This is a genomic window from Aeromonas sp., assembly GCF_051657805.1.
Classification (GTDB): domain Bacteria; phylum Pseudomonadota; class Gammaproteobacteria; order Enterobacterales; family Aeromonadaceae; genus Aeromonas.
This window is the reverse complement of sequence record NZ_JBOFLJ010000047.1, coordinates 54,877-80,061: the sequence shown is the minus strand read 5'-3', so window position 1 is coordinate 80,061 and position 25,185 is coordinate 54,877. Positions and strand designations below refer to the sequence as shown.

Annotated in this window: 26 protein-coding genes; 18 read left to right on the top strand and 8 right to left on the bottom strand. The window is 62.2% G+C overall.

What is annotated here, in order from left to right; all coding sequences use genetic code 11:
* Positions 1-72: 72 nt before the first annotated feature.
* The 4 genes from prc to ACRCYW_RS15135 form a co-directional block, all read right to left on the bottom strand.
* Positions 73-2,088: a carboxy terminal-processing peptidase gene (prc, locus tag ACRCYW_RS15150; RefSeq protein WP_438550883.1), complete on the bottom strand. Its 2,016-nt coding sequence runs from the start codon at positions 2,086-2,088 to the stop codon at positions 73-75.
* An 8-nt stretch (positions 2,089-2,096) separates the two neighbouring features.
* The gene (proQ, locus tag ACRCYW_RS15145) at positions 2,097-2,735 is read right to left on the bottom strand and encodes an RNA chaperone ProQ (RefSeq protein WP_438550882.1); all 639 of its coding nucleotides are present in this window, start codon (positions 2,733-2,735) and stop codon (positions 2,097-2,099) included.
* A 101-nt stretch (positions 2,736-2,836) separates the two neighbouring features.
* Complete coding sequence (locus ACRCYW_RS15140) at positions 2,837-3,295, bottom strand: GAF domain-containing protein (protein WP_438550881.1); 459 nt, start codon at positions 3,293-3,295, stop codon at positions 2,837-2,839.
* Between the two features lie 110 nt (positions 3,296-3,405).
* Entirely contained in the window at positions 3,406-3,864 is a 459-nt protein-coding gene (locus ACRCYW_RS15135) for a hypothetical protein (protein WP_438550880.1), read from the bottom strand.
* 283 nt (positions 3,865-4,147) lie between these two features.
* Here ACRCYW_RS15135 and ccoN point away from each other — a divergent pair, with 283 nt between their 5' ends.
* The 11 genes from ccoN (at position 4,148) to ttcA (ending at position 14,360) form a co-directional block, all read left to right on the top strand.
* Entirely contained in the window at positions 4,148-5,572 is a 1,425-nt protein-coding gene (gene ccoN / locus ACRCYW_RS15130; RefSeq protein ID WP_438550879.1) for a cytochrome-c oxidase, cbb3-type subunit I, read from the top strand.
* 16 nt (positions 5,573-5,588) lie between these two features.
* The gene (gene ccoO, locus ACRCYW_RS15125) at positions 5,589-6,203 is read left to right on the top strand and encodes a cytochrome-c oxidase, cbb3-type subunit II (protein ID WP_438550878.1); all 615 of its coding nucleotides are present in this window, start codon (positions 5,589-5,591) and stop codon (positions 6,201-6,203) included.
* 11 nt (positions 6,204-6,214) lie between these two features.
* Positions 6,215-6,394 (top strand): cbb3-type cytochrome oxidase subunit 3, encoded by a 180-nt coding sequence (locus tag ACRCYW_RS15120; protein WP_438550877.1) that lies wholly within the window; start codon positions 6,215-6,217, stop codon positions 6,392-6,394.
* The gene (ccoP, locus tag ACRCYW_RS15115) at positions 6,394-7,383 is read left to right on the top strand and encodes a cytochrome-c oxidase, cbb3-type subunit III (RefSeq protein WP_438550876.1); all 990 of its coding nucleotides are present in this window, start codon (positions 6,394-6,396) and stop codon (positions 7,381-7,383) included. The genes ACRCYW_RS15120 and ccoP overlap by 1 nt, the downstream gene beginning before the upstream one ends.
* A 118-nt stretch (positions 7,384-7,501) precedes the next feature.
* On the top strand, positions 7,502-7,990 hold the full coding sequence (locus ACRCYW_RS15110; RefSeq protein ID WP_438550875.1) for a FixH family protein: 489 nt from the start codon (positions 7,502-7,504) through the stop codon (positions 7,988-7,990).
* Positions 7,991-8,061: 71 nt separating this feature from the next.
* The gene (locus tag ACRCYW_RS15105; protein ID WP_438550874.1) at positions 8,062-10,464 is read left to right on the top strand and encodes a heavy metal translocating P-type ATPase; all 2,403 of its coding nucleotides are present in this window, start codon (positions 8,062-8,064) and stop codon (positions 10,462-10,464) included.
* A gap of 126 nt (positions 10,465-10,590) precedes the next feature.
* A complete protein-coding gene (gene ccoS, locus ACRCYW_RS15100) occupies positions 10,591-10,800 on the top strand; it encodes a cbb3-type cytochrome oxidase assembly protein CcoS (RefSeq protein WP_438550873.1) in 210 nt (69 codons plus the stop codon).
* Complete coding sequence (locus tag ACRCYW_RS15095) at positions 10,784-11,470, top strand: sulfite exporter TauE/SafE family protein (RefSeq protein WP_438550872.1); 687 nt, start codon at positions 10,784-10,786, stop codon at positions 11,468-11,470. The genes ccoS and ACRCYW_RS15095 overlap by 17 nt, the downstream gene beginning before the upstream one ends.
* 68 nt (positions 11,471-11,538) lie before the next feature.
* Entirely contained in the window at positions 11,539-12,294 is a 756-nt protein-coding gene (locus ACRCYW_RS15090; protein ID WP_042653802.1) for an FNR family transcription factor, read from the top strand.
* A gap of 142 nt (positions 12,295-12,436) precedes the next feature.
* The gene (gene uspE / locus ACRCYW_RS15085) at positions 12,437-13,384 is read left to right on the top strand and encodes a universal stress protein UspE (protein ID WP_438550871.1); all 948 of its coding nucleotides are present in this window, start codon (positions 12,437-12,439) and stop codon (positions 13,382-13,384) included.
* 67 nt (positions 13,385-13,451) lie between these two features.
* Positions 13,452-14,360 carry a tRNA 2-thiocytidine(32) synthetase TtcA gene (gene ttcA / locus ACRCYW_RS15080; protein WP_438550870.1) on the top strand — a complete coding sequence of 303 codons (909 nt, stop codon included), beginning with the start codon at positions 13,452-13,454 and terminating at the stop codon, positions 14,358-14,360.
* A 69-nt stretch (positions 14,361-14,429) separates the two neighbouring features.
* Here the strand turns inward: ttcA and ACRCYW_RS15075 are convergent, their stop codons facing one another.
* Both ACRCYW_RS15075 and ACRCYW_RS15070 read right to left on the bottom strand, forming a co-directional pair.
* Positions 14,430-15,101 carry a DUF2987 domain-containing protein gene (locus ACRCYW_RS15075; RefSeq protein WP_438550869.1) on the bottom strand — a complete coding sequence of 224 codons (672 nt, stop codon included), beginning with the start codon at positions 15,099-15,101 and terminating at the stop codon, positions 14,430-14,432.
* A 25-nt stretch (positions 15,102-15,126) separates the two neighbouring features.
* A complete protein-coding gene (locus ACRCYW_RS15070; RefSeq protein WP_438550868.1) occupies positions 15,127-15,906 on the bottom strand; it encodes a hypothetical protein in 780 nt (259 codons plus the stop codon).
* 266 nt (positions 15,907-16,172) lie between these two features.
* On the opposite strand from ACRCYW_RS15070, the gene ACRCYW_RS15065 reads away from it, so the two are divergent.
* From ACRCYW_RS15065 to ACRCYW_RS15035, 7 genes are all read left to right on the top strand, one after another.
* Positions 16,173-16,790: a glutathione S-transferase family protein gene (locus tag ACRCYW_RS15065; protein WP_438550867.1), complete on the top strand. Its 618-nt coding sequence runs from the start codon at positions 16,173-16,175 to the stop codon at positions 16,788-16,790.
* Positions 16,791-17,006: 216 nt separating this feature from the next.
* Positions 17,007-17,426: a D-ribose pyranase gene (gene rbsD, locus ACRCYW_RS15060; RefSeq protein ID WP_438550866.1), complete on the top strand. Its 420-nt coding sequence runs from the start codon at positions 17,007-17,009 to the stop codon at positions 17,424-17,426.
* Between the two features lie 45 nt (positions 17,427-17,471).
* The gene (rbsA, locus tag ACRCYW_RS15055; RefSeq protein ID WP_438550865.1) at positions 17,472-19,004 is read left to right on the top strand and encodes a ribose ABC transporter ATP-binding protein RbsA; all 1,533 of its coding nucleotides are present in this window, start codon (positions 17,472-17,474) and stop codon (positions 19,002-19,004) included.
* Positions 19,001-19,969: a ribose ABC transporter permease gene (rbsC, locus tag ACRCYW_RS15050; RefSeq protein WP_349922308.1), complete on the top strand. Its 969-nt coding sequence runs from the start codon at positions 19,001-19,003 to the stop codon at positions 19,967-19,969. The genes rbsA and rbsC overlap by 4 nt, the downstream gene beginning before the upstream one ends.
* A gap of 34 nt (positions 19,970-20,003) precedes the next feature.
* On the top strand, positions 20,004-20,879 hold the full coding sequence (gene rbsB / locus ACRCYW_RS15045; RefSeq protein ID WP_438550864.1) for a ribose ABC transporter substrate-binding protein RbsB: 876 nt from the start codon (positions 20,004-20,006) through the stop codon (positions 20,877-20,879).
* A 132-nt stretch (positions 20,880-21,011) separates the two neighbouring features.
* Positions 21,012-21,944 carry a ribokinase gene (gene rbsK, locus ACRCYW_RS15040; protein ID WP_438550863.1) on the top strand — a complete coding sequence of 311 codons (933 nt, stop codon included), beginning with the start codon at positions 21,012-21,014 and terminating at the stop codon, positions 21,942-21,944.
* Positions 21,944-22,954, top strand: a complete 1,011-nt coding sequence (locus ACRCYW_RS15035) for a substrate-binding domain-containing protein (RefSeq protein WP_438550862.1) — start codon at positions 21,944-21,946, stop codon at positions 22,952-22,954. The genes rbsK and ACRCYW_RS15035 overlap by 1 nt, the downstream gene beginning before the upstream one ends.
* 94 nt (positions 22,955-23,048) lie before the next feature.
* Here the strand turns inward: ACRCYW_RS15035 and ACRCYW_RS15030 are convergent, their stop codons facing one another.
* Both ACRCYW_RS15030 and ACRCYW_RS15025 read right to left on the bottom strand, forming a co-directional pair.
* Complete coding sequence (locus ACRCYW_RS15030; protein WP_438550861.1) at positions 23,049-24,695, bottom strand: diguanylate cyclase domain-containing protein; 1,647 nt, start codon at positions 24,693-24,695, stop codon at positions 23,049-23,051.
* Positions 24,692-25,168 (bottom strand): hypothetical protein, encoded by a 477-nt coding sequence (locus tag ACRCYW_RS15025; RefSeq protein WP_438550860.1) that lies wholly within the window; start codon positions 25,166-25,168, stop codon positions 24,692-24,694. Before ACRCYW_RS15025 ends, ACRCYW_RS15030 begins: the two co-directional genes overlap by 4 nt.
* Between the last annotated feature and the right edge of the window lie 17 nt (positions 25,169-25,185).

Sequence of the window (25,185 nt, the reverse complement as noted above, 5' to 3'; positions counted from 1 at the left end):
CAGGGTCAAATAGTTTGCATTCAGGCAAAAGAAAGGGCGACCCGAGTCGCCCTTGCCATTACTTTGCCAGCATCAGCTCTTCTTGCTGAGGGTGGCCAGATCCGCCGTGATGTTGGCGGCTTCTATCTGATACTCGTCGGGTGCCTCGAAGTCGGTCGGCAGATCATCCAGGCTCTTCACCACCGGCTTGCCAAGACGGGCCAGTCGCTCGTTGGCTCGCGCCAGCGCCTTCTCGTCCTGCTTGGCCTGTTCGGCCAGTCGCTCGGCTTCGTTCAGGGAGACAGACTTCTTGTCCTTGTCCGCCTGATACTCCTTGATGTCCTGCAACACGTAGGCGAACTCGGGATCCTTGTTGATCCGCGCCTCGTGATCCGTCTTCAGCTTGGCCAGCATGCCGCTGAAGTCCCCGAGCCTGGTGTAACCCGCCGAGGCGATCTTGTCCCAGGGCAGCGCGTTGAACTCCCGGCTCTCCCCGGTCTCGTCCGGCGAGACGGCGGTGGGGAAGCTGATGTCCGGTGCGACGCCCTTGTTCTGGGTGCTGCCACCGTTGATCCGGTAGAACTTGGCGATGGTGTACTGCACGTGGCCGAGTGGCTGCTCGTAGAAGTCGTACACCTTGGCGAGGCTGCGATGTTGCTGCACCGTGCCCTTGCCAAACGAGTTCTCACCCAGGATCAGGGCGCGGCCGTAATCCTGCATGGCTGCGGCAAAGATCTCGGAGGCCGAGGCGCTGTATCTGTCGATCAGCACCGACATGGGGCCGCCATAGTAGACGTTGCCATCGTCGTCCCCATTGACCGTGATCCGGCCCATGTGATCGCGAATTTGCACCACGGGACCACTGCCGAAGAAGAGGCCGCTCAGGGCAGAGGCTTCCGTCAGGGCGCCACCGCCGTTGCCGCGCAGATCGACGATAAGACCATCGATCTTCTGCTTGTTCAGGCTGGAGAGCTCCTTGATGACGTCATCGTGCAGGTTGACATAGAAGCTCGGGATCTCGAGTACCCCTATCTTCTTGCCTTCCGCGGTGATCACCTTGGACTTGGCGGCCCTGTCTTCCAGGCGCACCTTGTCGCGGGTCAGCTCCACCAGCTCGGTCTTGGCGTTGGCGCCCTTGCCGCGCTGGATCTCCAGCTTCACCTTGCTGCCTTTCGGGCCCTTGATGAGTTCGACTACGTCATCGAGACGCCAGCCGATCACATCGACAATCTTACCATCGTCCTGCCCTACCCCGGTGATCTTGTCATCGGGCTTCAGGTGATTGGACTTGGCGGCCGGGCCGCCCGGCACCAAGGAGCGGATGACGGTGAAGTCATCTTCCGCCTGCAGCACGGCCCCAATCCCTTCCAGCGAGAGGTTCATCTCGGTGTTGAAGCGATCGGCACTGCGCGGTGACAGGTAGCTGGTGTGTGGCTCGATGGCGCGGGCGAAGGAGTTCATGAAGAGCTGGAACACGTCCTCGCTCTCGGTCTGGGACATCCGCTTGATGGCGTTGTTGTAACGCTTGCCAAGCAGCTCCTTGATCTCGGGCCACTCCTTGCCGCTGAGCTTGAGGCTCAGGGCGTCGAACTTGACCCGCTGACGCCACAACTCGTTGAGTTCGGCCTCATCCTTGGGCCAGGGAGCCCCTTCCCGATCGAAGATGTAGTTGTCTTTCTGGGTAAAATCGAAGGGAGTGTCGAGCAGTTTGAGGGCGTATTCGAACCGCTCATAACGCCGCTGCTGACTCAGGTTGAACATCTCGTAGGCGGGCGCCAGCCGTCCTCTCTCGAGGTCGGTGTCAAAACCGTTACGGTACTTTTCAAAGCGGCTGATATCAGAGGCCAAAAACAGGTTGCGGCTGTAATCCAGATTCTCCAGGTATTTGTCAAAGACAACCGTGGAGAAGGCATCATCCAGCTTGAACTGCTTGTAATGGGAGCGGGTAAACAGATTGGTAATTCGCTTGCTGGCCGTAGCATGTTGGCTCTCTTGAGCCAACACAGGCAAATCACTTTCCTTGAGCACCGGCTCGATGGCCTGTGCAAGCCCGGCAAGCGCCAGGCTACAGGCAACGAGGGAAAAACGAATTACGCCATGCTTCAACATGTGTCTCCTTAGAGAACCAGGTGCTCGAACTTGACCCGCAGCATCATGCCGGTCTGCAATTGAACCTGTACGTCATCCTTGGTCACTTCCTTGATGGTGGCGGGCACCGGCGACTTGCCCAGCACGACGCGCACGCCCTGATCCACTTTCAGGGTAGCGGCATCCACCTTCACCAGGGGAGCGTCCACTGCGGGAGCTGCCTTGGGCGCGGCCTTGGGTTTGTCGGCGCGAGCGGCATCGGCCTTGCGCGGAGCCGGACGACGGGGCTGCTTGGGCTTGTCTTCCTTCTCCTTGGTGTTGGTGCGACGGCTGGCAAAGACACGCTCTTTGCTCTCTTTGAGGGCCTGTTTGGCATGCTCGATGTGCTCTTCGGTCAAGAGCTCACCGGGGTTGCCGTCCAGATCGACACGGGCCTGGCCAGCCTTGAGGCCATGCAGGTAACGCCAGCTGGAGGTGTATTGACGCAGAGCAGAGCGCAGCATGGTCTTGGAGACTCTCTCGTCGTCAGCAAGACGCGCGGCCAGATCCTGGAAGATGCCAATCTTGAGTGGCTTGGCCTCTCCTTCAGCGATGAAGCAGGCCGGGAATTTCTCGACCAGGTAGGCAACGATCTCTTTACTGTTCTTCAGCTTTTCAGTGTTTTCCATGTATAACCTTGGCTTTCATATAGACGCACGGGCATGCCCGAACACAACAAAGGCCCTATTATAGAGAGCTTGGGGCCTTTTGCGAACCATCTAGCAATGACTTAGAGCATGCTTTCCAAAATTTGCACCGTTTCTTCGAGGCCGAGTCGGTCCTGCTCGTCGAAACGGTTAAAAATCGGACTATCGATATCCAGCACCCCGATGATCTTGCCATTGTGGCGAAGGGGGATCACGATTTCCGAGTTGCTGGCACCGTCACAGGCGATGTGACCGACGAACTGATGCACGTCGTCCACCAGCTGGGTCTTGCCCTCGGACACCGCCGTACCGCAGACACCGCGGCCAACCGGAATACGCACGCAGGCGGGCTTGCCCTGGAAGGGGCCGAGCACCAGCGTCTCCCCTTGCAGCAGGTAGAAGCCTACCCAGTTGATGTCGGCGAGCTCCTGATTGAGCAGGGCGGAGAGGTTCGCCAGGGTGGCGATACGATCCGGCTCCCCTTCCAGCAGCGCCTGGGCCTGCTGGTTCAGGGTGCGATAAAATGCTTGTTTTTCAATCATGATTAAATGAACTTCACTCCTTGATAATGAATGCAAGGTACAGTCCCACCTGAAAAATTCAAATCAAATTTCACGGATGCCCCCCGCTTGGCGCCAAATAATACGCAGACTTAACGGACGACGGAGAGCGCCAGCTGTTGGCGCTGGCCATTGCTCCACTGGATGTTGAGCAGCCAGGTCATGGTCGCCGAGGTGCAGGAACCCACCTGGGCCGTTCCCTGCCAGCCCCCCTCGATGGCGTCAAACTGTACCGGGATCCGGCCCATGAACATCTCCTTCCCCTCGAGCCAGGCCTGGGTCGGGGTGATGGCGGGATCCCCCCCCTGAAGACGCAGACTGAAGTCATGTTCAGCCTTGACCGGCAGGCTCGCGACACTGGCCGAGAGGGGCTTGTCCCCGATCACGAGCGCGCAGGAGCTGTGGGACAGATCACAAATCTGATCATTTTTCCCCGCGATATCCGCCCCGTTCGGGGACCAGAACCAGGTTCGATACGCCATCAGGGCGAGTAAAATGGCCAGCACCAGCATCAAGTGCCCGATTTTGCGTGAAGTGAGTCTCTCTTTCATGAAAAAACAACCTTGTAAGGTACGTAAAAAATGCCATTTTCGTGATCTCGCGCAAGGTAAAAAACTGGCGACAACGAGACCCGTCAGAGCCAAATATATCACTGTTTGTACTGTTATTTTACCGGTCAGTTCAGTATCATTCCCAATGAATTTTCATTTATCCACATTTTGCTTTTCCTTTTATTAACAGATGTTAACGAGAGGAAGTCGGCAAATTTGGCATGAAAATGGTCCTGATTGCCGGACAAAAAACAAACAACAGCATCGGAAGCGGAATACAACGATGAGCCACACAACGAACCATCCTGAGTACAACTACACCGTTGTACGTCAGTTCACCGTCATGACGATTGTCTGGGGAATTGTCGGTATGTCGGTGGGCGTACTGATTGCAGCCCAGCTGATCTGGCCTGCCCTCAACTTCGACACCCCCTGGCTGACCTACAGCCGCCTGCGTCCCCTGCACACCAACGCGGTCATCTTCGCGTTCGGCTGCAGCGCCCTGATGGCCACCTCCTTCTACGTGGTGCAGCGCACCTGCCAGACCCGGCTGTTTGGTGGCGGCCTTGCCTCCTTCGTGTTCTGGGGCTGGCAGGCCATCATCCTCTCGGCCGCCATCTCGTTGCCACTGGGATACACCAGCTCCAAAGAGTATGCCGAGCTGGAGTGGCCCATCGACATCGCCATTACCGTGGTCTGGGTCGCCTACGCCGTGGTCTTCTTCGGGACCCTGGCCAAGCGCACCACCTCCCACATCTATGTGGCGAACTGGTTCTTCGGCGCCTTCATCATCACGGTGGCCGTGCTGCACATCGTCAACAACATGGAGGTACCGCTCTCCGGCATGAAGTCCTACTCCATGTATTCGGGGGCCATGGATGCCATGGTGCAGTGGTGGTATGGCCACAACGCGGTAGGCTTCCTGCTGACCGCGGGCTTCCTCGGCATGATGTACTACTTCGTGCCCAAGCAGGCCGGTCGCCCTGTCTACTCCTACCGTCTCTCCATCGTGCACTTCTGGGCGCTGATCTCCCTCTACATCTGGGCCGGTCCGCACCATTTGCACTACACAGCGCTGCCCGACTGGGCACAGTCCCTCGGCATGGTGATGTCCCTCATCCTGTTCGTCCCCTCCTGGGGCGGCATGATCAACGGCATCATGACTCTGTCCGGTGCCTGGCACAAACTGCGCTATGACCCCATCCTGCGCTTCCTGATCGTCTCCCTGTCGTTCTACGGCATGTCCACCTTCGAAGGCCCCATGATGGCCATCAAGACGGTCAACGCCCTCTCCCACTACACCGACTGGACCATAGGTCACGTCCACTCCGGTGCCCTGGGCTGGGTTGCCATGGTATCCATCGGCGCCGTGTATCACCTGATCCCGAACCTGTTCAACCAAGGTCGCATGTACAGCATCAAGCTCATCAACGTTCACTTCTGGCTGGCGACCGTGGGCACCGTGCTCTACATCGTCTCCATGTGGATTTCCGGTGTGATGCAGGGCCTGATGTGGCGCGCGGTCAACGACGACGGCACCCTGACCTACAGCTTCGTGGAAGCCCTGCAGGCCTCTTACCCCTTCTACTTCGTGCGCTTCCTGGGTGGCTGCTTCTTCGTCACCGGCATGCTGCTGATGGCCTACAACGCCTATCGCACCATCACTGCGCCCAAGGGTTCCCTCGAACCCGTCGCACAGCCAGCCTGATTGAAGAGGTCACGCCATGAGCAACAATAACCGTCACGAAATATTTGAAAAAAGCGTTCCCATGCTGGTGGTCGGCATCATCTTTGCCATCAGCCTGGGGGGCCTGGTGGAGATCACCCCATTGTTCTTCCAGAAGCAGACCACGGAACCGGTGGAGGGCCTCAAGCCCTACACCGCCCTGCAGATGGAAGGGCGCGATATCTTCATCCGCGAAGGCTGCAACGTCTGCCACAGCCAGATGATCCGTCCGTTCCGCGCCGAGACCGAGCGCTACGGCCACTACTCGGTCGCCGGCGAGAGCGTCTGGGAGCACCCCTTCCTGTGGGGCTCCAAGCGCACCGGTCCGGATCTGGCCCGGGTCGGCGGCCGCTACTCCGATGACTGGCACCGTGCCCACCTCATCAACCCGCGGGACGTGGTGCCCGAGTCCAACATGCCCGCCTTCCCCTGGCTCGAGACCAACGTGCTGAGCGGCGAGCTGACCGGCAAGAAGCTGGCCCTGTTCCGGGATCACTTCGGCGTGCCCTATACCGACGCCGATATCGCGGACGCCGGCGAAGCGGTGAAGGGCAAGACAGAGCTCGATGCCCTGGTCGCCTATCTGCAATCACTGGGTCATGCCCTGAAATAAGGAGTCGGGAAATGGATTACGGTACATTTCGCGGCCTGTACACCCTGCTGCTGATGGTCATCATGATCGCCATCATCGTCTGGGCCTACAGCAAGCGCCGCAAGGCCTCCTTCGACGAGGCCGCCAACCTGGTTTTTGCCGACGATGAGCAACCCAGTGCTGATAACAAGAACGCAGGAGCGAAGCAATAATGAGCACTCTGTTTAGCATTTTTGTCACCGTGATAAGTCTGGGCACCATCATCGGCTGCTTCCTGCTGCTGCTCTGGTGCATGAAGGACAAGCTGGGGGCCGAGGAAGGCAAGTCCATGGGCCACGCCTTCGACGGTATCGAGGAGATCAACAACCCGCTGCCCAAGTGGTGGTCCTACATGTTCATCTTCTTCATCGTCACCGGACTCATCTACCTGCTCGCCTTCCCGGGCCTCGGCAACTTCAAGGGGTTGCTGGGCTGGCAGAGCTCGAACCAGGACATTCGTTCCCTGGAAGAGTCCAAGGCGGCGGCGGCCTCCGCCAAGGCCGAGGGACGCGCGGTCGAGTACGATCGGGAGCTCGCCAAGGCTGACGAGGTCTATGGCGCCAAGTTCCGGGAACTGGCCTATCAGGCGGACGGCAAGAGCTATCGCCCCATCGAGGAGATCGCCGCCGATCCGGAGGCCCGCAAGGTGGGTCAGCGCCTCTTCCTGCAGAACTGCTCCCAGTGCCACGGCTCCGATGCCCGCGGCGGTCGCGGCTTCCCGAACCTGACCGACAGCGAATGGCAATGGGGCGGCGCGCCTGACCAGATCAAGACCACCATCATGGGTGGTCGTCAGGGGGTCATGGCCGCCTGGGGTGAGATCCTGGGTCAGGACGGGGTGAAGGAGGTGGCCTCCTATGTGCTGAGCCTGTCCGGTCGCAAGGTGGATCTGGTGGAAGCCAAGAAGGGCGAGGCACGCTTTGCCATGTGTGCCGCCTGTCACGGCCCGGATGCCAAGGGCGGTATCGCCTTCGGCGCGCCGGATCTCACCAACAACACCTGGCTCTACGGCGGCTCCCGTCAGGTGGTGGAGCAGACCATCACCCACGGTCGTCACGGGGTCATGCCCGCCTGGAAGGACATCCTGGGGGAAGACAAGGTGCAACTGCTGGCATCCTATGTCTACAGCCTGTCCCACAACGAGGGACAAAAAGCGCAGTAACATGTGATAAGCACGTGATTACGCAGCAAAAAGCCTCGACTCTTCGGGGCTTTTTGTTATCTTGTGTTGGCTAAAACCCCTCCATTCGTTAAGCATAAGTTTCACGGCAGTAGCAACTATGACTCAACCCTGGTATCGCCAGTTCTGGCCCTGGTTCATCATCGCCCTCCCCTGTGCCGCCGTGGTCGGCAGCATCGCCACCGCCATCATCGCCAGCAAGGATGGGGTCAATCTGGTGGCCGAGGACTATTACAAACAGGGCAAGGAGATCAATCAGGATCTCAGCAAGTTCGATCGCGCCGCAGCCCTGAGCATCCGCATCGCCCTCGAGGTCAAGGGCAACGAACTGACCTTAAATCCCCTGTCCGGGGATTTCCCCCGTGGCCAGGCCCTGCATGTCTCCCTGTTCCACCCCACTCTGGCAGGCCATGACAGCGAGCATCTGGTGACCGCCGATGGCAAGGGCGTCTATCGCCTGATGCTGGACAAGCCCCTCAGCGGCAAGTGGCACATCCGGGTCGATGCCTTCAACCACGAGTGGCGCCTGCAAGAGACGGTGCACCTGCCGACCGGCACGGCGGTAGAGCTCGATCCCAAGGGCCGCTGAGCTCAGTGACCGGTTCGCTCAGAGCCGGCGTTCTCCCCAGGCTCCCCGCCACTCCCAAGGAGGGATATACCATGACCGGCTGTTTTCACTGCGGTGAACCGGTTCCCACTGGCAGTGATTATGCCCTCGAGATCAAGGGCATAGTGCAACCCATGTGCTGTCCCGGCTGCCAGGCCGTGGCGCAGACCATCCTCGAATGCGGCCTCGCTAGCTATTACGAGCATCGCACCGCCCCCGGCATCAAGGGGGAACTGGTGCCGAGCGAACTGGCCGCCATGACCCACTACGATCTGGCTGAGGTGCAGCAGGACTTCGTCGTGGAAACCGGCTCTGGCAGTCAGACACTTCGCGAGATCCAGCTCAGCGTAGAGGGGCTCACCTGTGCCGCCTGTGCCTGGTTGATTGAACGCCACCTGATGGGACTCCCCGGCCTGCACTATGTCAACGTCAACACCACCACCCATCGCGCCCGCATCAAGTGGGATCCCGACCGGCTCTCCTTGAGCGACATCCTCAAGGGCTTCGCCAAGATTGGCTATCGCGCCTACCCCTTCCAGACCCACCAACAGGAGGCGCTCTACGCCCGCGAGGTGCGCAGCTACATGTTCCGCATGGCGCTGGCTGGACTTGGCTCCATGCAGGTGATGATGTGTGCGGTGGCGCTCTACATGGACCTCTTCATCAGCGTTGAAGAGGAGTTCATGATCTACTTCAAGTGGATAAGCCTGCTGCTCTCGACCCCCATCATGATCTACTCCGCCCAGCCGTTCTACGTGGGGGCCTGGCGTGCCCTGAAACAGGGCCACCTCTCCATGGATGTGTCGGTCTCCCTGGCACTCATCGGCGCCTTCGTCGCCTCCATCTGGGCCACGGTGTTCAACACGGGGGAGGTCTATTACGACTCCATCACCATGTTCGTCTTCTTCCTGCTGCTGGGGCGGTTGCTCGAGCTGCGGGCCAGGCGCAAGGCATCGGAGTCGAGCTCCAACCTGGCGCGGCTAGTGCCCATCATGGCCACCCGCATCGACGAGGAGGGGGAGCACGAGGTGGCCGCCAAGACGCTGCGCACAGGCGACAGAGTGCGGGTGCTGGCGGGGGCCACCCTGCCCGCCGACGGCATCATAGTGACGGGGGCCGCCAGCCTCGATGAGTCCATGCTGACCGGCGAGCAGCTGCCCCTGCTCAAGCAGATTGGGGAGCCCGTCTTCGCCGGCACCATCAATACGGATGCGCCGCTGGAGATCCGGGTCAGCCACCCCATCGAGGAGTCGCGTCTGGCCCAGATCATGCGACTGCAGGATCACGCACTGGACGACAAGCCCGCCATCGCCCAACTGGCGGACGTACTCTCCCGCCACTTCATCCTGGTGCTGCTGGTGATCGCCGCCGGGGTCTGGACCTTCTGGCACTTCCACGCCCCCGAGCGCGCCTTCTGGGTCACCTTGGCGGTGCTGGTGGCGACCTGCCCCTGCGCCCTGTCGCTCGCCACCCCCACGGCGCTCACCTCGGCCACCGCCCACCTCACCCGCAGCGGCATACTGCTGCGCCGCGGGCACGTGCTGGACGTGCTGACTCGCGCCAACCGGGTGGTGATGGACAAGACAGGCACCCTGACCACGGGCAACATCCGCCTGGTGAGCACCCAGCCCCTGGCCGGACTCGACGAGGCCGAGTGCCTCGCCATCGCCCGCACCCTGGAGGCCTACTCAGAGCATCCCATCGCCCGCGCCTTCAAACGCGCTACCTCCACGGATCTGCTGCTGGCGGCGAGCGACGTGACCCCGGTCATAGGTCACGGCGTCCAGGGCATGATTGCCGGTACCCAATACCGGATCGGCAGCGCCCGCTGGCTGGGTCTGGCTGACGATATGGACGCGGACAAGCAGGAGGGCGGCCTCGTCATCTACCTGGCAGATGAGACCCGACTGCTCGCCCGCTTCACCCTGGCCGATACGGTGCGGGCGGACGCCAGGGAGCTCATTGCTGCCTTCCAGGCTGCCGGCCTCAAGACCACCATATTGACCGGCGATGGCTCGGCCGCCGCCGATGTGGTGGCGCGCGAGCTCGGGGTGGATGAGCTCATCAAGGGGGCGACCCCGGATGGCAAGCTCGCCTATCTCAAGGGGCGGGAAGCCGCCGGAGACATCAGCATCATGGTGGGGGATGGCATCAACGACGCCCCCGTGCTGGCGGGAGCCCACGCCTCCTTCGCCATGGCGGGCGGCACGGATCTGGCGAAAAACAGCGCCGATGCCATCCTGCTGGCGGACGATCTCTCCCGTCTGCTGGCGGCCCGTACCCTGGCGCTGCGTACCCGCAAGATCATCAAAGAGAACTTCGCCTGGTCCATCGGCTACAACCTGCTGGTGCTGCCGCTGGCGGCGAGTGGCTGGCTGCCCCCCTATCTGGCGGCGGCGGGCATGTCTCTGAGCTCCCTCATCGTGGTGACCAACTCCATGCGGCTCAACCGCTGATCCCAACTATCGATTGCACGGCCTGCCTGCGTGGCAGGCCACATTTCTCGCCGATGGCGGCTGGCGCCGGGCCCGAACAGGGTTACCATGGGGCTTAGTCGCGAGCGGCACACTCAGGTAGAGACCATGAACATCATTTTCGTCCTCATTCCCATCGCCATCCTGTTCGTCATCATCGCGGGTGTGGTCTTCTTCTGGGCCATTCGCTCCGAGCAGTTCGAGGATCTCGACCGGCAGGGTTCGAACATCCTGTTCGATGAGGAGCAACCGGTCGCCAAGGCTGAGGACAAGGGCCCAGAGGATGAGAGCAAGGGGCGCCATGACCAGCAGCCTTGACCTGATGGGGGCCCTGCTGGTGGGGCTGGCGGGCTCGGGTCACTGCATCGGCATGTGCGGCGGGGTCTCGGCGGCACTGTCCATGGCGATTCCCCCGAAGAGTCAGCACTTCTGGGGACGCCTCGGTTATCTGCTCAACTACAACCTCGGGCGGATCCTGAGCTACGTCATCACGGGGGCCCTGGTGGGCGGCTTGCTGGCCACCACCAGTGAACTGGGGGCCGGCAAGCATGCCCTCGCCGGTTTGCGCCTCATCGCGGCGCTCCTGATGATAGCCCTCGGCCTCTATCTCGTGGGCTGGTGGCAGGGGGTGCTGCTGCTTGAGCGCATGGGGGCGACGCTTTGGCCCTATATCAAACCGCTGGCCGGTCGATTCCTCCCCTTCCGTACCCCCCTGCAGGCCCTCCCCTTTGGCATGGTGTGGGGCTGGCTACCCTGCGGCCTGGTCTACTCCATGCTGACCTGGAGTGCGGCGGCGGGATCGGCCCGCGGCGGGGCCCTCATCATGCTCTTTTTCGGCCTAGGCACCCTGCCGACCCTGTTTGCTCTGGGGGGCCTGGCCGACCGCTTGCGCTACTGGCTGACCCTGCGCAGCCTGCGCCTGGGAGGAGCCCTGCTGCTCATCTTCTACGGCCTGCACACCCTCTGGAACGGGATCACATCCTTTTGAAACCCTATCCAAAACGGATGAGTTGGTGGTAAACTTGTTTGATATAAATCAATTATTCATTTGAGCCTATGATCCCGGACAAGAAACCTGGCAGACGTATTCAGAGCGGTGGCTGTGCAATTCATTGCCAGGATTGCAGCATCAGCCAGCTCTGCATCCCCTTCACCCTGAACGACAACGAACTCGATCAGCTCGACAGCATCATCGAGCGCAAGAAGCCGATCCAGAAGGGTGAAGAACTGTTCAAGGCCGGCGATGAGCTCAAGTCCCTCTACGCCATCCGCTCCGGGACCATCAAGTCTTACACCATCACAGAGCAGGGGGACGAGCAGATCACCGCCTTCCACCTCGCCGGTGATCTGGTCGGCTTCGACGCCATCCACAAGCAGGCCCACCCCTCCTTCGCCCAGGCGTTGGAAACCGCCATGGTGTGCGAGATCCCGTTCGACGTGCTGGACGACCTCTCCGGCAAGATGCCGAAGCTCCGCCAGCAGATCATGCGACTGATGAGCAACGAGATCATGGGGGATCAGGAGATGATCCTGCTGCTCTCCAAGAAGAATGCGGAGGAGCGCCTCGCCGCCTTCCTGCACAACCTGTCGGTGCGTTTCTCCGAGCGCGGCTTCTCCGCCAAGGAGTTCCGCCTCTCCATGACCCGTGGCGACATCGGCAACTACCTCGGCCTCACCGTCGAGACCATCAGCCGTCTGCTCGGCCGTTTCCAGAAGTCCGGCCTCATCAGCGTCAAGGGCAAGTACATCACGGTGCTGGATCATGTGGCCCTCGGCGTCATGGCCGGTGCAACCCGTCCCGCCTGCGGCTGATCCCCCCTCCCTTAATTCATTCTCGGCCGGGTCTGTTCGCCCCGAATTTTGATCCGGCCCACCTTATTGCCCCTCCCCTTGGACTAAGCTGTAAAGGCTAAAGAGCTGCCATCATTGGCGTTTTTTGCCAAGGAGGAGAACCATGGTCAAATACCGAAACATTCTGGTGGTGATCAACCCCGAAGAGGAGCGCCAGATCGCCCTCGAGCGTGCGGTCAAGGTTGCCGAGCTGGACGCGGGCGCCCAGCTGACCCTGCTGCTGACCATCTACGACTTCTCATACGAGATGACCGCCATGCTGTCGGTGGATGAGCGCGAAGAGATGCGTCACGGGGTGATCTCCCAGCGCCGGGAGTGGCTGGAAGAGATACTGCAGCCCTATCGCGCCAGGGGGCTGGAGTGCGACGTCAAGGTGATGTGGCATAACCGCCCGTTCGAATGCGTCATCCAGGAGGTGCTGGCCCAGCGCCACGATCTCGTGGTCAAGGCGACCCACAAGCACTCCTTCCTGCAGACCTTCATCTTCACCCCCACCGACTGGCATCTGCTGCGCAAATGCCCCTGCCCCGTGCTGCTGGTGAAAGAGGGGCACTGGCAGCGGGGTGGTAACATCATCGCCGCCATCAACTGCTCCAGCGACGATCTGGAGCAGAAGGTGCTCAACGAGCGCATCACCCGCGAGGGGGCTGCCATCGCCGACTTGCTCGGCGCCAACCTCTATCTGGTCAACACCTACCCGGGCACCCCGGTCAACGTGGCCATCGAGCTGCCCGAGTTTGATCCCAACGCCTACAACGACGCCATCCGCAAGCATCACGAGGATCTGCTGCGCGAGCATGCGGATCAGTTCGGCATCGGCCACATGTGGACCCGAGTGGCGGAGGGCCTGCCGGAGGAGGTACTGCCCGACATGGCCGACAACCTGAAGTCCACCCTGATGATCATGGGTTGCGTCGGTCGCACCGGTCTCTCCGCCGCCCTGCTCGGCAACACAGCCGAACACGTGGTCGATCGGCTCAACTGCGACATCCTGATCCTCAAGCCGGACGATTACAGCTGCCCGGTTGATGACAGACGTCATCCGACATAAGCGTTTCTTGCCCTGCCCCGGGACATGGCTATAATAAGCCGCTTATTTTTGTCCCGGGTTTGAGGCCATGCTAGAAGAGCTTAACGCCAAAGAGAAATACAGTTTCAACAAGCTGCAGAAACGCCTGCGGCGCAATGTGGGCCAGGCCATCGCCGACTTCAACATGATTGAAGATGGCGACAAGATCATGGTGTGCCTGTCCGGCGGCAAGGACAGCTTCGCCATGCTGGACATCCTGATGAGCCTCAAGGCCAGCGCCCCCATCCATTTCGATCTCGTGGCCGTGAACCTGGATCAGAAGCAACCCGGCTTCCCCGAGCACGTGCTGCCCGAGTATCTGGCTACCCTGGGCGTCGACTTCAAGATCGTCGAGGAAGACACCTACTCCATCGTCAAGGACAAGGTACCGGAAGGCAAGACCACCTGCGCCCTCTGCTCCCGCCTACGCCGCGGTATCCTGTACCGTACCGCCCAGGAGCTCGGCTGCACCAAGATTGCCCTCGGCCATCACAGGGACGACATCCTCGAGACCCTGTTCCTCAACATGTTCTACGGCGGCAAGCTGAAATCCATGCCCCCCAAGCTGGTGAGCGACGACGGCAAGAACGTGGTGATCCGCCCGCTGGCCTACTGCAAGGAGAAGGATCTCGTGCGTTACGCCGAGGTGAAGGCCTTCCCCATCATCCCCTGCAACCTGTGCGGCTCCCAGGAGAACCTGCAGCGCAAGGCCATCAAGCAGATGATGCAGGATTGGGATCGCCGCTTCCCGGGTCGTATCGAGACCATGTTCACCGCCATCCAGGACGTGGTGCCGAGCCATCTGCTCGACCACAACCTGTTTGACTTCAAGAGCATCAACCGGGATTCCGGCATCATAGATGGTGGCGACAAGGCGTTCGATCCCCCCGAGCTGCCCACAGCCCCTCTGCTCAACATCGACGAGATGGACGTGCTGGATGTGATCGAGGTGCGTTGAACCCTCATCCCACGAGCAACAAAAAAGGAGCGCCTGGCGCTCCTTTTTTATGTCTCATTTTCCCAAGGTTCAGCCTTGATGTAGCCAGGGGGTCAGTCGCAAGACCTCCACATCAAGTTGCAGCTTGCCTTTGGCGAAGTCCGCGAGCTGGGCCTGGCTCAAGAGCAGTTGCCCATCTTTCCAGGAGAGCGCCAACTGGCGGGCGCCGTCGATGAGATAGGCGGTGCCACTCGGGCTGACCAGGCTGATGCGCACCCCTTCCATCTTCGGCAGGAAGTGCTTGCCGATCATGCCCGCCAGCTTGTCCAGCAGGGCCTGCATCTGCAGCTGGCGAGCCTGCAACTCGCTCACCATTAGCTCCCCTCTAGGGGCGTCGGCCATCACCTGCACCGACAGATCGCAGCGCTCGTGGGGCTCGCCCAGTTCGACCCAGACGCTGGCCTTGTCCAGGTTGAGATCGTCGTCGTAGGGCAGGCGCAGCTCGTCATCCACCGTCACCTCGGCGGGCACCTCCCGCTCCGCGGTCGAGACACGGGCCGAGCTCAGGGTGCAGCGCCGGCCATTTTGCGGATCGGTCAGATAAAAGCCGAGCCGGGCATCCCCAAAATCCCCTTTGGCGGCCGTCTTCATCTGGCTGTAGAAGGTGGCGTATTGCAGCTCCAGTTGCTGCGACGCAAGGGCGGGCTGCGCCAGCCCGAGTACCGGTAACAGCAGCAGGGTGGCCGCGCCTGTCTTTTTCATCTGCAATCCTTTTGCAATGCGCCCGTCAGGCGTTGAAATGGTCCGGCCCCTGGGACGGGCCGCTCTCCCCCACCTCGGTCACCTCGACGGCGACCCCGCACAGATCCCGATAGAGGATCCCCTTGCAGTTGAAGTAGAGGGGGGCCACCCAGATGAGGCCAAGCCCCATGGGGATGAGCGCCACGAAGAAGAGCGCCAGCATGACGCCGTGCAGCAGCACTATACTGGGCCAGCCGCGGGCAAACAACTTGAGGGAGACCAGGATGGCATGGGCGGGGGACAAGCCGCGCTCCAGCACCAGGGGGACGGTGAACACCAACCCCATGCCGACCAGGGCCGAGGGGATGAAAGCCAGCATCACAGGCAATCCCACCAGTTCGAACAAGGGGCCAAACAGGCTGGTGATGAGGCTGCCGAGCAGGCTCAGGGAACCCAGGCGCAGGAAGTGGCGAAAGAAGTCGAACACCTGGTTAGGCCGGGCTCGGACCCCCACGGATTGCTGCAAGCCCAGCATGTCGAGGGAGGAGGTCATAGGGGACATGATGACGGTGATGAGCAGGCTCAGCACCAGGGCCATGTCCATATCCCCCTCGGCGCCCACATAGGGGGTCAGCAGGGTATTGCTCAACAGGATCCAGATCGCCATGACGCCGGCGATGGCCAGCGCCAGGCCGAAACCGGTGCGCCGTGTCTGTTGCCAGCCCTCCTTCAGCACCCCTTGCAGGTCCAGACGATATCCCTGGTTGAGGGACTGTTCGAGGGTTCCACCGATCCGAATTTTATTACTCAATTGACTATCCAACATCGAAAACGACTATCAAGGTGGCACATTATAGCGATTTGACCGGGCATGCGTAGCCGTTTTTCCTGTTATCTTCTGTTCAGAAAGCCATTGATTTCACGCATAAGTCCCCGGTTTTTCCCTACAAGATCCCTGGAATCAGCGCCTCTTTCGCGGCACTCTATCCTACTCGCTTGGCCCTCGCACGACATGGGGGTAGGATGCCCAAGGCGCCCCGGAGCTCCCCGGGCGTTCTCTCCCTGCCACATCGTTAGCCTAAGGATCTCAAGATGTCAGAACTGACCCTCTATCTCGCCCCCGGCACCTGCGCCATGGCGGTACGCATCGCCCTGGTGGAGGCGAATGCCCCGCACCAAGTCAGGCTCGTGGACTTCGCCGCCGGCGAGCAGCGCTCCCCCGAATACCTGGCCATCAACCCCAAGGGACGGGTACCGGCCCTGGTGACCGAGCGTGGCGTGCTGACCGAAACCCCGGCCCTGCTGCTCTATGTGGCCCAGCGCTTCCCGGCTGCCGGGCTCGCCCCCCTGGACGATCCCTTCCTGCTGGCCCGCATGCAGGAGGTCAACAGCTTCCTGGTCTCCACCGTGCACGTCGCCCACGCCCATGGCCGCCGTGGCAGCCGCTGGGCCGATGACGATCAGGCCATCGCCGCCATGAAGGCCAAGATGCCGCAGAACATGCGCGACGGCTTCGCCGAGATAGAGAACCACTATCTGGCCGGTCCCTGGGTGCTGGGGGATAACTTCAGCCTGGCGGACATCTATCTCTTCGTGGTCGCCAGCTGGCTCGAGAGCGATGGTGTCGACATCGAAGCCTTCCCCAGGGTGGCGGCCCATACCCGGCGTATGCTGACCCGCCCCGCCGTGCAGCAAGGCCTGATTATCTGACACCTCACGGGGCCAGCACCCTGCTGGCCCCATTTGTGCTCCACCCTGACCCCGCATTGAGATCGTTTTCACATTTTCGCCATCTGTTTCTAGATCTGTTAACGGATAACGCCTATCTTGCACCCATGACGCAACCGGTTGCGTAACCGGTTGCCTTGCTGAATAAACGCAAGCACAGAGGGGCGGCGCCCCCCGGCTGCGAGAAAGAGGTGTTGTATGAAACGAGGCGTACTGCTCAATGCTCCCCTGAGTGCCCTGGTGGCACGTATGGGTCATACCGACGAGATCACCGTCTGCGATGCAGGGCTGCCCATTCCGGTCGGTCCAGAGCGCATCGATCTGGCGCTGATGGCGGGCACCCCCAGCCTGCAGACAGTAGTGGCCGCCCTGTTCACCGATCTGGTGGTGGAGAAGGTCATCATGGCGAGCGAGCTCAAGACGGTCAGCCCCCTGGCCCATCAGGCCCTGCTCGATCAGATTGCGGAGCACGCCCGTGATCAGGGCAAACCCATCACCATCGAGTACTGCCTGCACGAGGTGTTCAAGGCCCGCTCCCACCAGAGCCAGGCCATCGTCCGCAGCGGCGAGGTCACCCCTTACGCCAACCTCATTCTCTGCGCCGGCGTGGCGTTCTAAGCGGCCAGACATGGCCCTCAAACCAGCCCTCAAAGGAAGCTGCAAATGAGCACAACCTCCTCGGCCCCCTCGCCCATTCTGGAGCTCACCGGGATCGTCAAGACCTTCCCCGGGGTGCGCGCCCTCGATGAGGCGGGCCTGCGGGTCTATCCGGGTCAGGTGATGGCCCTGCTCGGTGAAAACGGCGCCGGCAAGTCAACCCTGATGAAGGTGCTGACCGGCATCTATCAGGCCGACGCGGGCAGCATCAGCTATCGCGGCCAGCCGGTCCACTTCAAGGGGCCGCGCGACTCTCAGGATCAGGGGATCAGCATCATCCACCAGGAGCTGAACCTACTGCCCGAGCTCTCCATCGCCGCCAACATCTTCCTCGGCCGCGAGCCGCGCACCCGCTTTGGCAACATCGATCACAAGCAACTGCGGGAACGGGCGAGCGCCCTGCTGGCGCGCCTCGGGGTCAAGCACGGCCCGGATACCCGGCTCGGAGATCTCTCCATCGGCGAGCAGCAGATGGTGGAGATCGCCAAGGCGCTGTCGTTCGATGCCAGCGTCATCATCATGGATGAGCCCACCGACGCCCTCACCGACACAGAGACGGATCAGCTGTTTGCGGTCATCCGCGAGCTGCGCGAGCAGGGCTGCGGCATCGTCTACATCTCCCACCGCCTGAAAGAGATCTTCCAGATCTGCGATCAGGTCACCGTGTTGCGGGACGGCAAGTGGATAGGCCAGGCGTCCGTGAGCGAGCTCGATGAAGACAAGATCATCGAGATGATGGTGGGCCGCCGGCTGGAGGAGCAGTATCCGCGCCTCAAGCGCGAGCTCGGCCCCGTCAGCCTGCAGGTGCGGGATCTGGCAGGCCCCGGCGTGCAAGGGGTGAGCTTCACCCTGCGCCAGGGAGAGATCCTGGGCTTCAGCGGCCTCATGGGATCCGGCCGCACCGAGCTGATGAAGCTTATCTACGGCGCCAGCAACATCACGGGTGGTCAGATCCAGGTGGATGGTCATGACTTGCAACCCCGCAGCCCCGCCGACGGGCTGGGGGCCGGCATCGCCTACATCTCCGAGGATCGCAAGGGGGATGGCCTGGTGCTGGAGCTCTCGGTGCGTGAAAACATGAGCCTGTGCGCCTTAAACGAGTTCAACAAGAGCGGCAAGATCGACGGCAAGGCGGAGCGCCAGGCGGTGGCTGACTACGTGCGTCTGTTCAACATCAAGACCCCCAGCAGCGAACAGCTCATCAAGCTGCTCTCCGGCGGCAACCAGCAGAAGGTGGCCATCGCCAAGGGGCTGCTCACCCGCCCCAAGGTGCTGATCCTGGACGAGCCCACCCGCGGCGTGGACGTGGGGGCCAAGAAGGAAATTTATCAGCTCATCAACCAGTTCAAGAAGGAGGGGATGAGCATCATCCTGGTCTCCTCCGAGATGCCGGAAGTGCTCGGCATGAGCGACCGCATCCTGGTGATGCACGAAGGGCGCATCAGCGCAGAATTTAACACCCAGGACGCCAATCAGGAGAAACTGATGGCGGCCGCCGTGGGCAAACAGTGGCAAGCAGAGCAAGAGGCACAACGATGACAACCCAAACCCTTCCCCGCCGCGGTCTCATGAGCAAGGCGTGGTGGATCGAGAACAAATCCCTGGTCGCCCTCTTGGTGCTGATCGGCGTGGTCTCCTTCCTGAGCCCGAACTTCTTCACCGCCGACAACCTGCTCAACATCCTGCGCCAGACCTCGGTCAACGCCATCATCGCCGTCGGCATGACGCTGGTCATCCTGACCGGCGGCATCGACCTCTCGGTGGGCTCGGTGCTGGCCCTGTGCGGTGCCCTGGCCGCGACCCTGGTGGCCATGGAACTGCCCATCTGGCTGGTGGTCCCCCTCACCATTGGGGCTGGCGCCGTGCTCGGCAGCATCAGCGGCCTCATCATCGCCAAGGGCAAGGTACAGGCCTTCATCGCCACCCTGGTGACCATGACGGCCCTGCGCGGCGTGACCATGGTCTACACCGAGGGGCGTCCCATCTCCACCGGTTTCAGCGATGGGGCGGATCACTTCGCCTGGCTCGGGACCGGCTACCTGTTCGGCCTGCCCGCCCCCATCTGGCTGATGGCCATCGTCTTCCTGCTGGCCTGGTTCATGCTCAACCACACCCGCCTCGGCCGCTACATCTACGCCCTCGGCGGCAACGAATCCGCCACCCGCCTCTCCGGCATCAACGTGGACAGGGTCAAGCTCGCGGTCTACGGCCTCTGTGGCGCCCTCGCGGCCCTGGCCGGCCTCATCGTCACCTCCCGCCTGTCGTCCGCCCAGCCGACCGCCGGCATGGGCTATGAGCTGGACGCCATCGCCGCGGTGGTACTGGGTGGCACCAGCCTGATGGGGGGCAAGGGCCGCATCATGGGGACCCTGATCGGCGCCCTCATCATCGGCTTCCTCAACAACGCCCTGAACCTGCTCGACGTCTCCTCCTATTACCAGATGATTGCCAAGGCCAGCGTGATCCTGCTCGCCGTGATGATCGATAACAAAAGCACCCGATAAGAACGTTAACCACGCACACACAAGGAATGAAACGATGAAAAAGCTCAATACCCTGCTCGCCGCCGCCATCATGTCCGTGCTGGGCACGGCCCACGCCGCCGACAACACCCTGGCCATGGTGGTTTCCACCCTCAACAACCCCTTCTTCGTCACCATGAAGGAAGGGGCCGAGGCCAAGGCCAAGGAGCTCGGCTACACCCTGGTGGTGCTGGACTCCCAGAATGACCCGGCCAAGGAGCTCTCCAACGTGGAAGATCTCACCGTGCGCAAGGTCAACGCCATCCTGATCAACCCGACCGACTCAGAAGCCGTGGGCAACGCCATTCGCCTGGCCAACAAGGCCAAGATCCCGGTGCTGACCCTGGACCGCGGCGCCGCCCAGGGTGAGGTCAAGGCCCATATCGCCTCCGACAACGTGGCGGGCGGCAAACTGGCCGGTGACTTCATCACCGAGAAGCTCGGCACCGGCGCCAAGGTGATCCAGCTCGAAGGGATCGCCGGTACCTCAGCCGCCCGTGACCGCGGTGAAGGCTTCGCCCTGGCGGTGGCCGCGAACAAGCTGCAGGTGCTGGCCTCCCAGCCAGCCGACTTCGATCGCACCAAGGGCCTGAACGTCATGGAGAACCTGATGGCCGCTCACCCGAGCGTGCAGGCGGTGTTCGCCCAGAATGACGAGATGGCGCTGGGTGCCATCCGCGCCGTGCAGGCAGCCGGCAAAGAGGTGATGATCGTCGGCTTCGACGGCACGGACGATGGCAAGGCCGCCGTCGCCAAGGGTAAACTGGCCGCCACCGTGGCCCAGCAGCCGGCGCTGATCGGCGCCATCGGCGTGGAAACCGCCGACAAGGTGCTCAAGGGCCAGCCGGTGGAGCAATCCATCCCGGTTCCCCTGCAGATCGTCAGCAAATAAGTGCGTGGAGGGGGAGGCTCGCCTCCCCCTCGTCGAGTCTTTGACACTCGGTGTCAAACGCACCGTGCTCCAGCAGAACCTCCCGGCTTGGGCCCACTCAAGCCAAGATGTTCTCAACCAAGGGTGACTGATATGAATCGTCTCGTTGTGCTCGGCAGTGTCAATGCGGACCATGTGCTGCGCGTCCCCCACTTTCCCCGCCCCGGTGAGACCCTGACCGGCCACGGATACCAGATTGTCCCCGGCGGCAAGGGCGCCAATCAGGCGGTGGCCGCCGCCCGGTTAGGTGCAGAAGTCTCCTTTATCGCACGAGTCGGGGATGACGCCATCGGCCGCCAGATGCGCGATGGCTTCGCCAACGACGGCATAGACGTCAGCGCCGTGATCCTCGACAAGGCCCTCCCCACCGGCATCGCCATCATCTATGTGAGCGATGAGGGGGAGAACAGCATCGGCATCTCCGCCGAGGCCAACGGCGCCCTCTCCCCCGCCATGGTCAGGGAGCACGAGGCCATGATAGCCGCCGCCCACACCCTGCTGTTGCAGCTCGAAGTGCCGCTTGAGAGCATGTTCGAAGCCGCCCGTCTGGCCCGTGCCCACGGCACCCGGGTGGTGCTGAACCCGGCCCCGGCCCGGCCGCTGTCGACCGAGCTGCTGGCCCTGGTGGATCTCATCACCCCGAACCAGACCGAGGCCGAGCTGCTGACCGGGATCCGGGTGACCGACGAGCGCAGCGCCGCCGAGGCGGCCTCCCGCTTCCATCAGATGGGCATTAGGGAGGTGATGATCACCCTGGGCTCTCAGGGAGTCTATTGCAGCAGCCCTGATCGCCAGATCCTGGTGCCGGGCTTCCGGGTCGAGGCGGTGGATACCACGGCGGCGGGGGATACCTTCAACGGTGCCCTGCTGGCGGCCGAGCTCGCGGGAGCAGATTTTAACGCTGCGGTGCGCTTCGCCCACGGCGCGGCGGCCCTCTCGGTCACCCGTCTGGGGGCCCAGAGCTCCATCCCGACCAAGGCCGAGGTGGACGCCTTCCTGCAGGCCCAAGCGGTTCAGGGTCGCTGATGGCCAACATCAAGGAAGTGGCCGCCCGGGCCGGGGTCTCCACCACCACGGTCTCCCACGTCATCAACGAGACTCGCTTCGTGGCCGAGGAGACCCGGGAGCGGGTGTTCGCCGCCATGCAGGCCCTCAACTATGCCCCCAGCCTGGTGGCCCGCAGCCTCAAAGTGAAGGAGACCAACAGCATCGGCATGCTGGTCACCACCTCCAGCAACCCCTTCTTCGCGGAGGTGGTGCGCGGGGTGGAGCGCTACTGCTTCGAACAGGGCTACAACCTGATGCTCGGCAACACAGAGGGTCAGGCCGAGACGGCCCTCTCCTACCTCAAGATGATGCTGAGGAAACGGGTCGATGGCCTGCTCATCATGTGCAGCGAGGGGCAGCAGGAGGTGTTCAATCAACTCGACTGGCTCAAGAGCCTGCCGGTAGTGGTGATGGACTGGGGCATGGAGAGCCGCGAGGTGGATCTCATCGCCGACAACTCCCATCAGGGGGGCTATCTGGCCACCCGCCACCTGCTGGCACTGGGCCACAGGGAGATCGGCTGCATCACGGGCCCCCACGACCGCGCCCCCGCCGATCAGCGCCTCGCCGGTTTCACTCGGGCGATGCAGGAGGCGGGACTGGCCATCAATCCGGCCTGGATCCAGGAGGGGGATTTCGACTGTGCCAGCGGCCACGACGCCATGGTGCGTCTGCTGGCCCAGCCCAATCGCCCCAGCGCGCTCTTCGTCTGCAACGACATGATGGCCATGGGGGCCATCAGCGCGGCCCATCAGGCGGGCCTGCACATCCCCCGTGATCTCTCCCTGGTGGGCTATGACAACGTGGCCCTCGCCCAGTACATGTCACCACCGCTGACCACCATCAATCAGCCCAAGGAGGAGCTGGGTCGCCTCGCGGTCACCCGGCTGCTGGCGCGCATCAACGGCGAGTCCATCGACAACCGGTTGATCACCGTGGAGCCGGATCTGGTGATCCGCGCCTCCTGCGCCCCCTACCCCCATCCATGAGCGCCAGCGCACGTGGAGCATGAAAAAGGCGACCCTTGGGTCGCCTTTTTCATGAATCGCTGGCTAACGTGCGCCCCATCCGAATGATCAGCCTCTAGCCCATCAACTCGTCCAGCTTGGCGCTTACCCTGGCGTGGCTCAGCCGTTGCAACCCGAGTCGCTGCGCCAGAGGCTGCAGCAGAATGTCGTGCTCGCCGCTCGTCGGCAACCAGTAGCGCAGGGGCCAACCGGCCCGCAGCAGATCCGGCGTGCGGCTGCCAAGCTCCCTCAGCGCCAGCACGCAGCCACTCTGTTGCAGCTTGGCCAGCAGTTCAGGATCATCGCTCAGGGTGGGCAACGCCAGGATCACGGCGCCAGCGGGCAAGAGCGGTAAATAGGCGAGCAGATGGGCCAGTTGTCCCTGCTGCTCCAGTTCCAGCATCAGCGGCAAGGGACCGACGGCGTCGGAGAGGAGCCGCGAGACCACGGGTCCCAGTATGCCCCGCTCCTGCATCCAGCCCATGGCGCACGCCTGCTGCCCCACTCGCCAGCGCAGGCGGATGGCCGCCACGGGCAGAGCACTCTCATCCTCGAGATCCTCAAAGACGCTTTCCAGCGGCGCAAGCCCGTTGCCCGCCAGCCAATTGCGCAGCAGCTGCAGCTGCTGGTGATCCCGCTTGAGCGCCTCCTGCATGGCGGGCTGGAACCAGATCAGGGACTGGTTGTCCCGCTTGGCCTGGTTGAGAGCCAGGATCGCCTGCTCCTGCAACAGGTTCATATCCCCCACCCCGTCGGCCAGGGCCACCCCGAAGCGACAGGCGAGGTCGAAGCTGCTCTCCCGGGTGACGAACTCGAAGCGCAAGATATCGTGCAGGGCGATCATCTGGGACTCCAGCCGCGGCAGATCCCCGTGCAGGATCACCGCGAATTCATCCCCCCCCAGCCGATAGGCCCGGTTGGGATGGGCCTGCCTCAACTTGGCCGCCACCGTCTGCAGCAGGCGATCCCCCACCTGATAGCCGAGCTGATCATTGACCTGTTTGAAGCGCTTGAGATCCAGCACCACCAGCCCGAGGGCTCGGCTCTTGAGCAGCGATTGGCGCAGCTGCCCCTGCAGGGCGCGGCGGTTGCCGAGACGCGTCATGGGATCGAGCAGGGAGAGGCGGCGGTTTTGCAAGTTGGTGCGAATGAGGGCAAACACCAGTATGCCCCCGGTCACCAGCAGCAGGAGTTGCCAGATCTGCAGCCAGAACAGGCTCTGACGCAACTGATTGACCGAGGCCTCCCGCTCCTGGCCCGAGAGGATCTGCTCCCCTATCTGCTCCACCTGACGGGTCAGCTCCGCGATCCTGGCTTCGGTCCTGTCCAGAACGGCCCCTTCCTGCAAGGCACCGGCCTGCATCTGGGGTTCCAGCAGCTTGATCTGGGCAAACAGTTGCGCCAGCACCTCGCCAAGGCCGTGGCGAGCGCGGGCATCGGCGGTCTCACTGCTGATGAGAAACACGTCCAGCCGGTTCCACAGCAGATCGTAATCCAGGCTCAGGGTCTCCATGCCGAGCTTGCCTGCTCGATAGAGCCTCAGATCGAACAGGAAGCGCTGGGACTCCAGCATGGCCTGACTGATATTCCAGTGGGTGTTGCGATAGAAGATGTCGACAAGCTGTTCATGACGATTCTGGAGGAAGAGCCCCCACACAGAGGAGAACAGAAACAGCAAGGAGATGGCGGCCAGCAGCAGGTTATGGCGCTGGCGACGACTCATTGGATGACCTCGATGCGGACAACTTGCCACACCATGCAGCTATGGATGGCGGAGACATCGAGTGCCGGATAGGCGGAGAATGGCATCAACAGCCAGAGCGGCCCCTTGTTGCGGCGGGTCAGTGGCTTATCATCCTCAAACCGCACCAGGGTCAGGGGTACACCGGCAAACAGGGAGAGATCCAGTTGCTGGCGATAGCCGTTGAGACCGACCGCCTCGATGAGGCGCGCCTGCTTGACGCCCTGCGCCGCCAGCACGGATGCCAGAGTCGGGCCACGGTAACGGTGCACGCCCGTGGTCCAGGGGGTGGCCGTTTCGAACTCGGTCTCTGGCAGGACTGCCAGCGCCGCTTCGTCCAAGGTGATGACCTGCTTGTCAGCCAGTGCCAGCTGCAACAGGGGGGAAGAGGCCTGGGCGCCGAATGTGATCAGCACCAGCAGGAGACCAGCAATCCATTGCTTCAAGATGTCCATGAGAGGTTGCGCCAGCT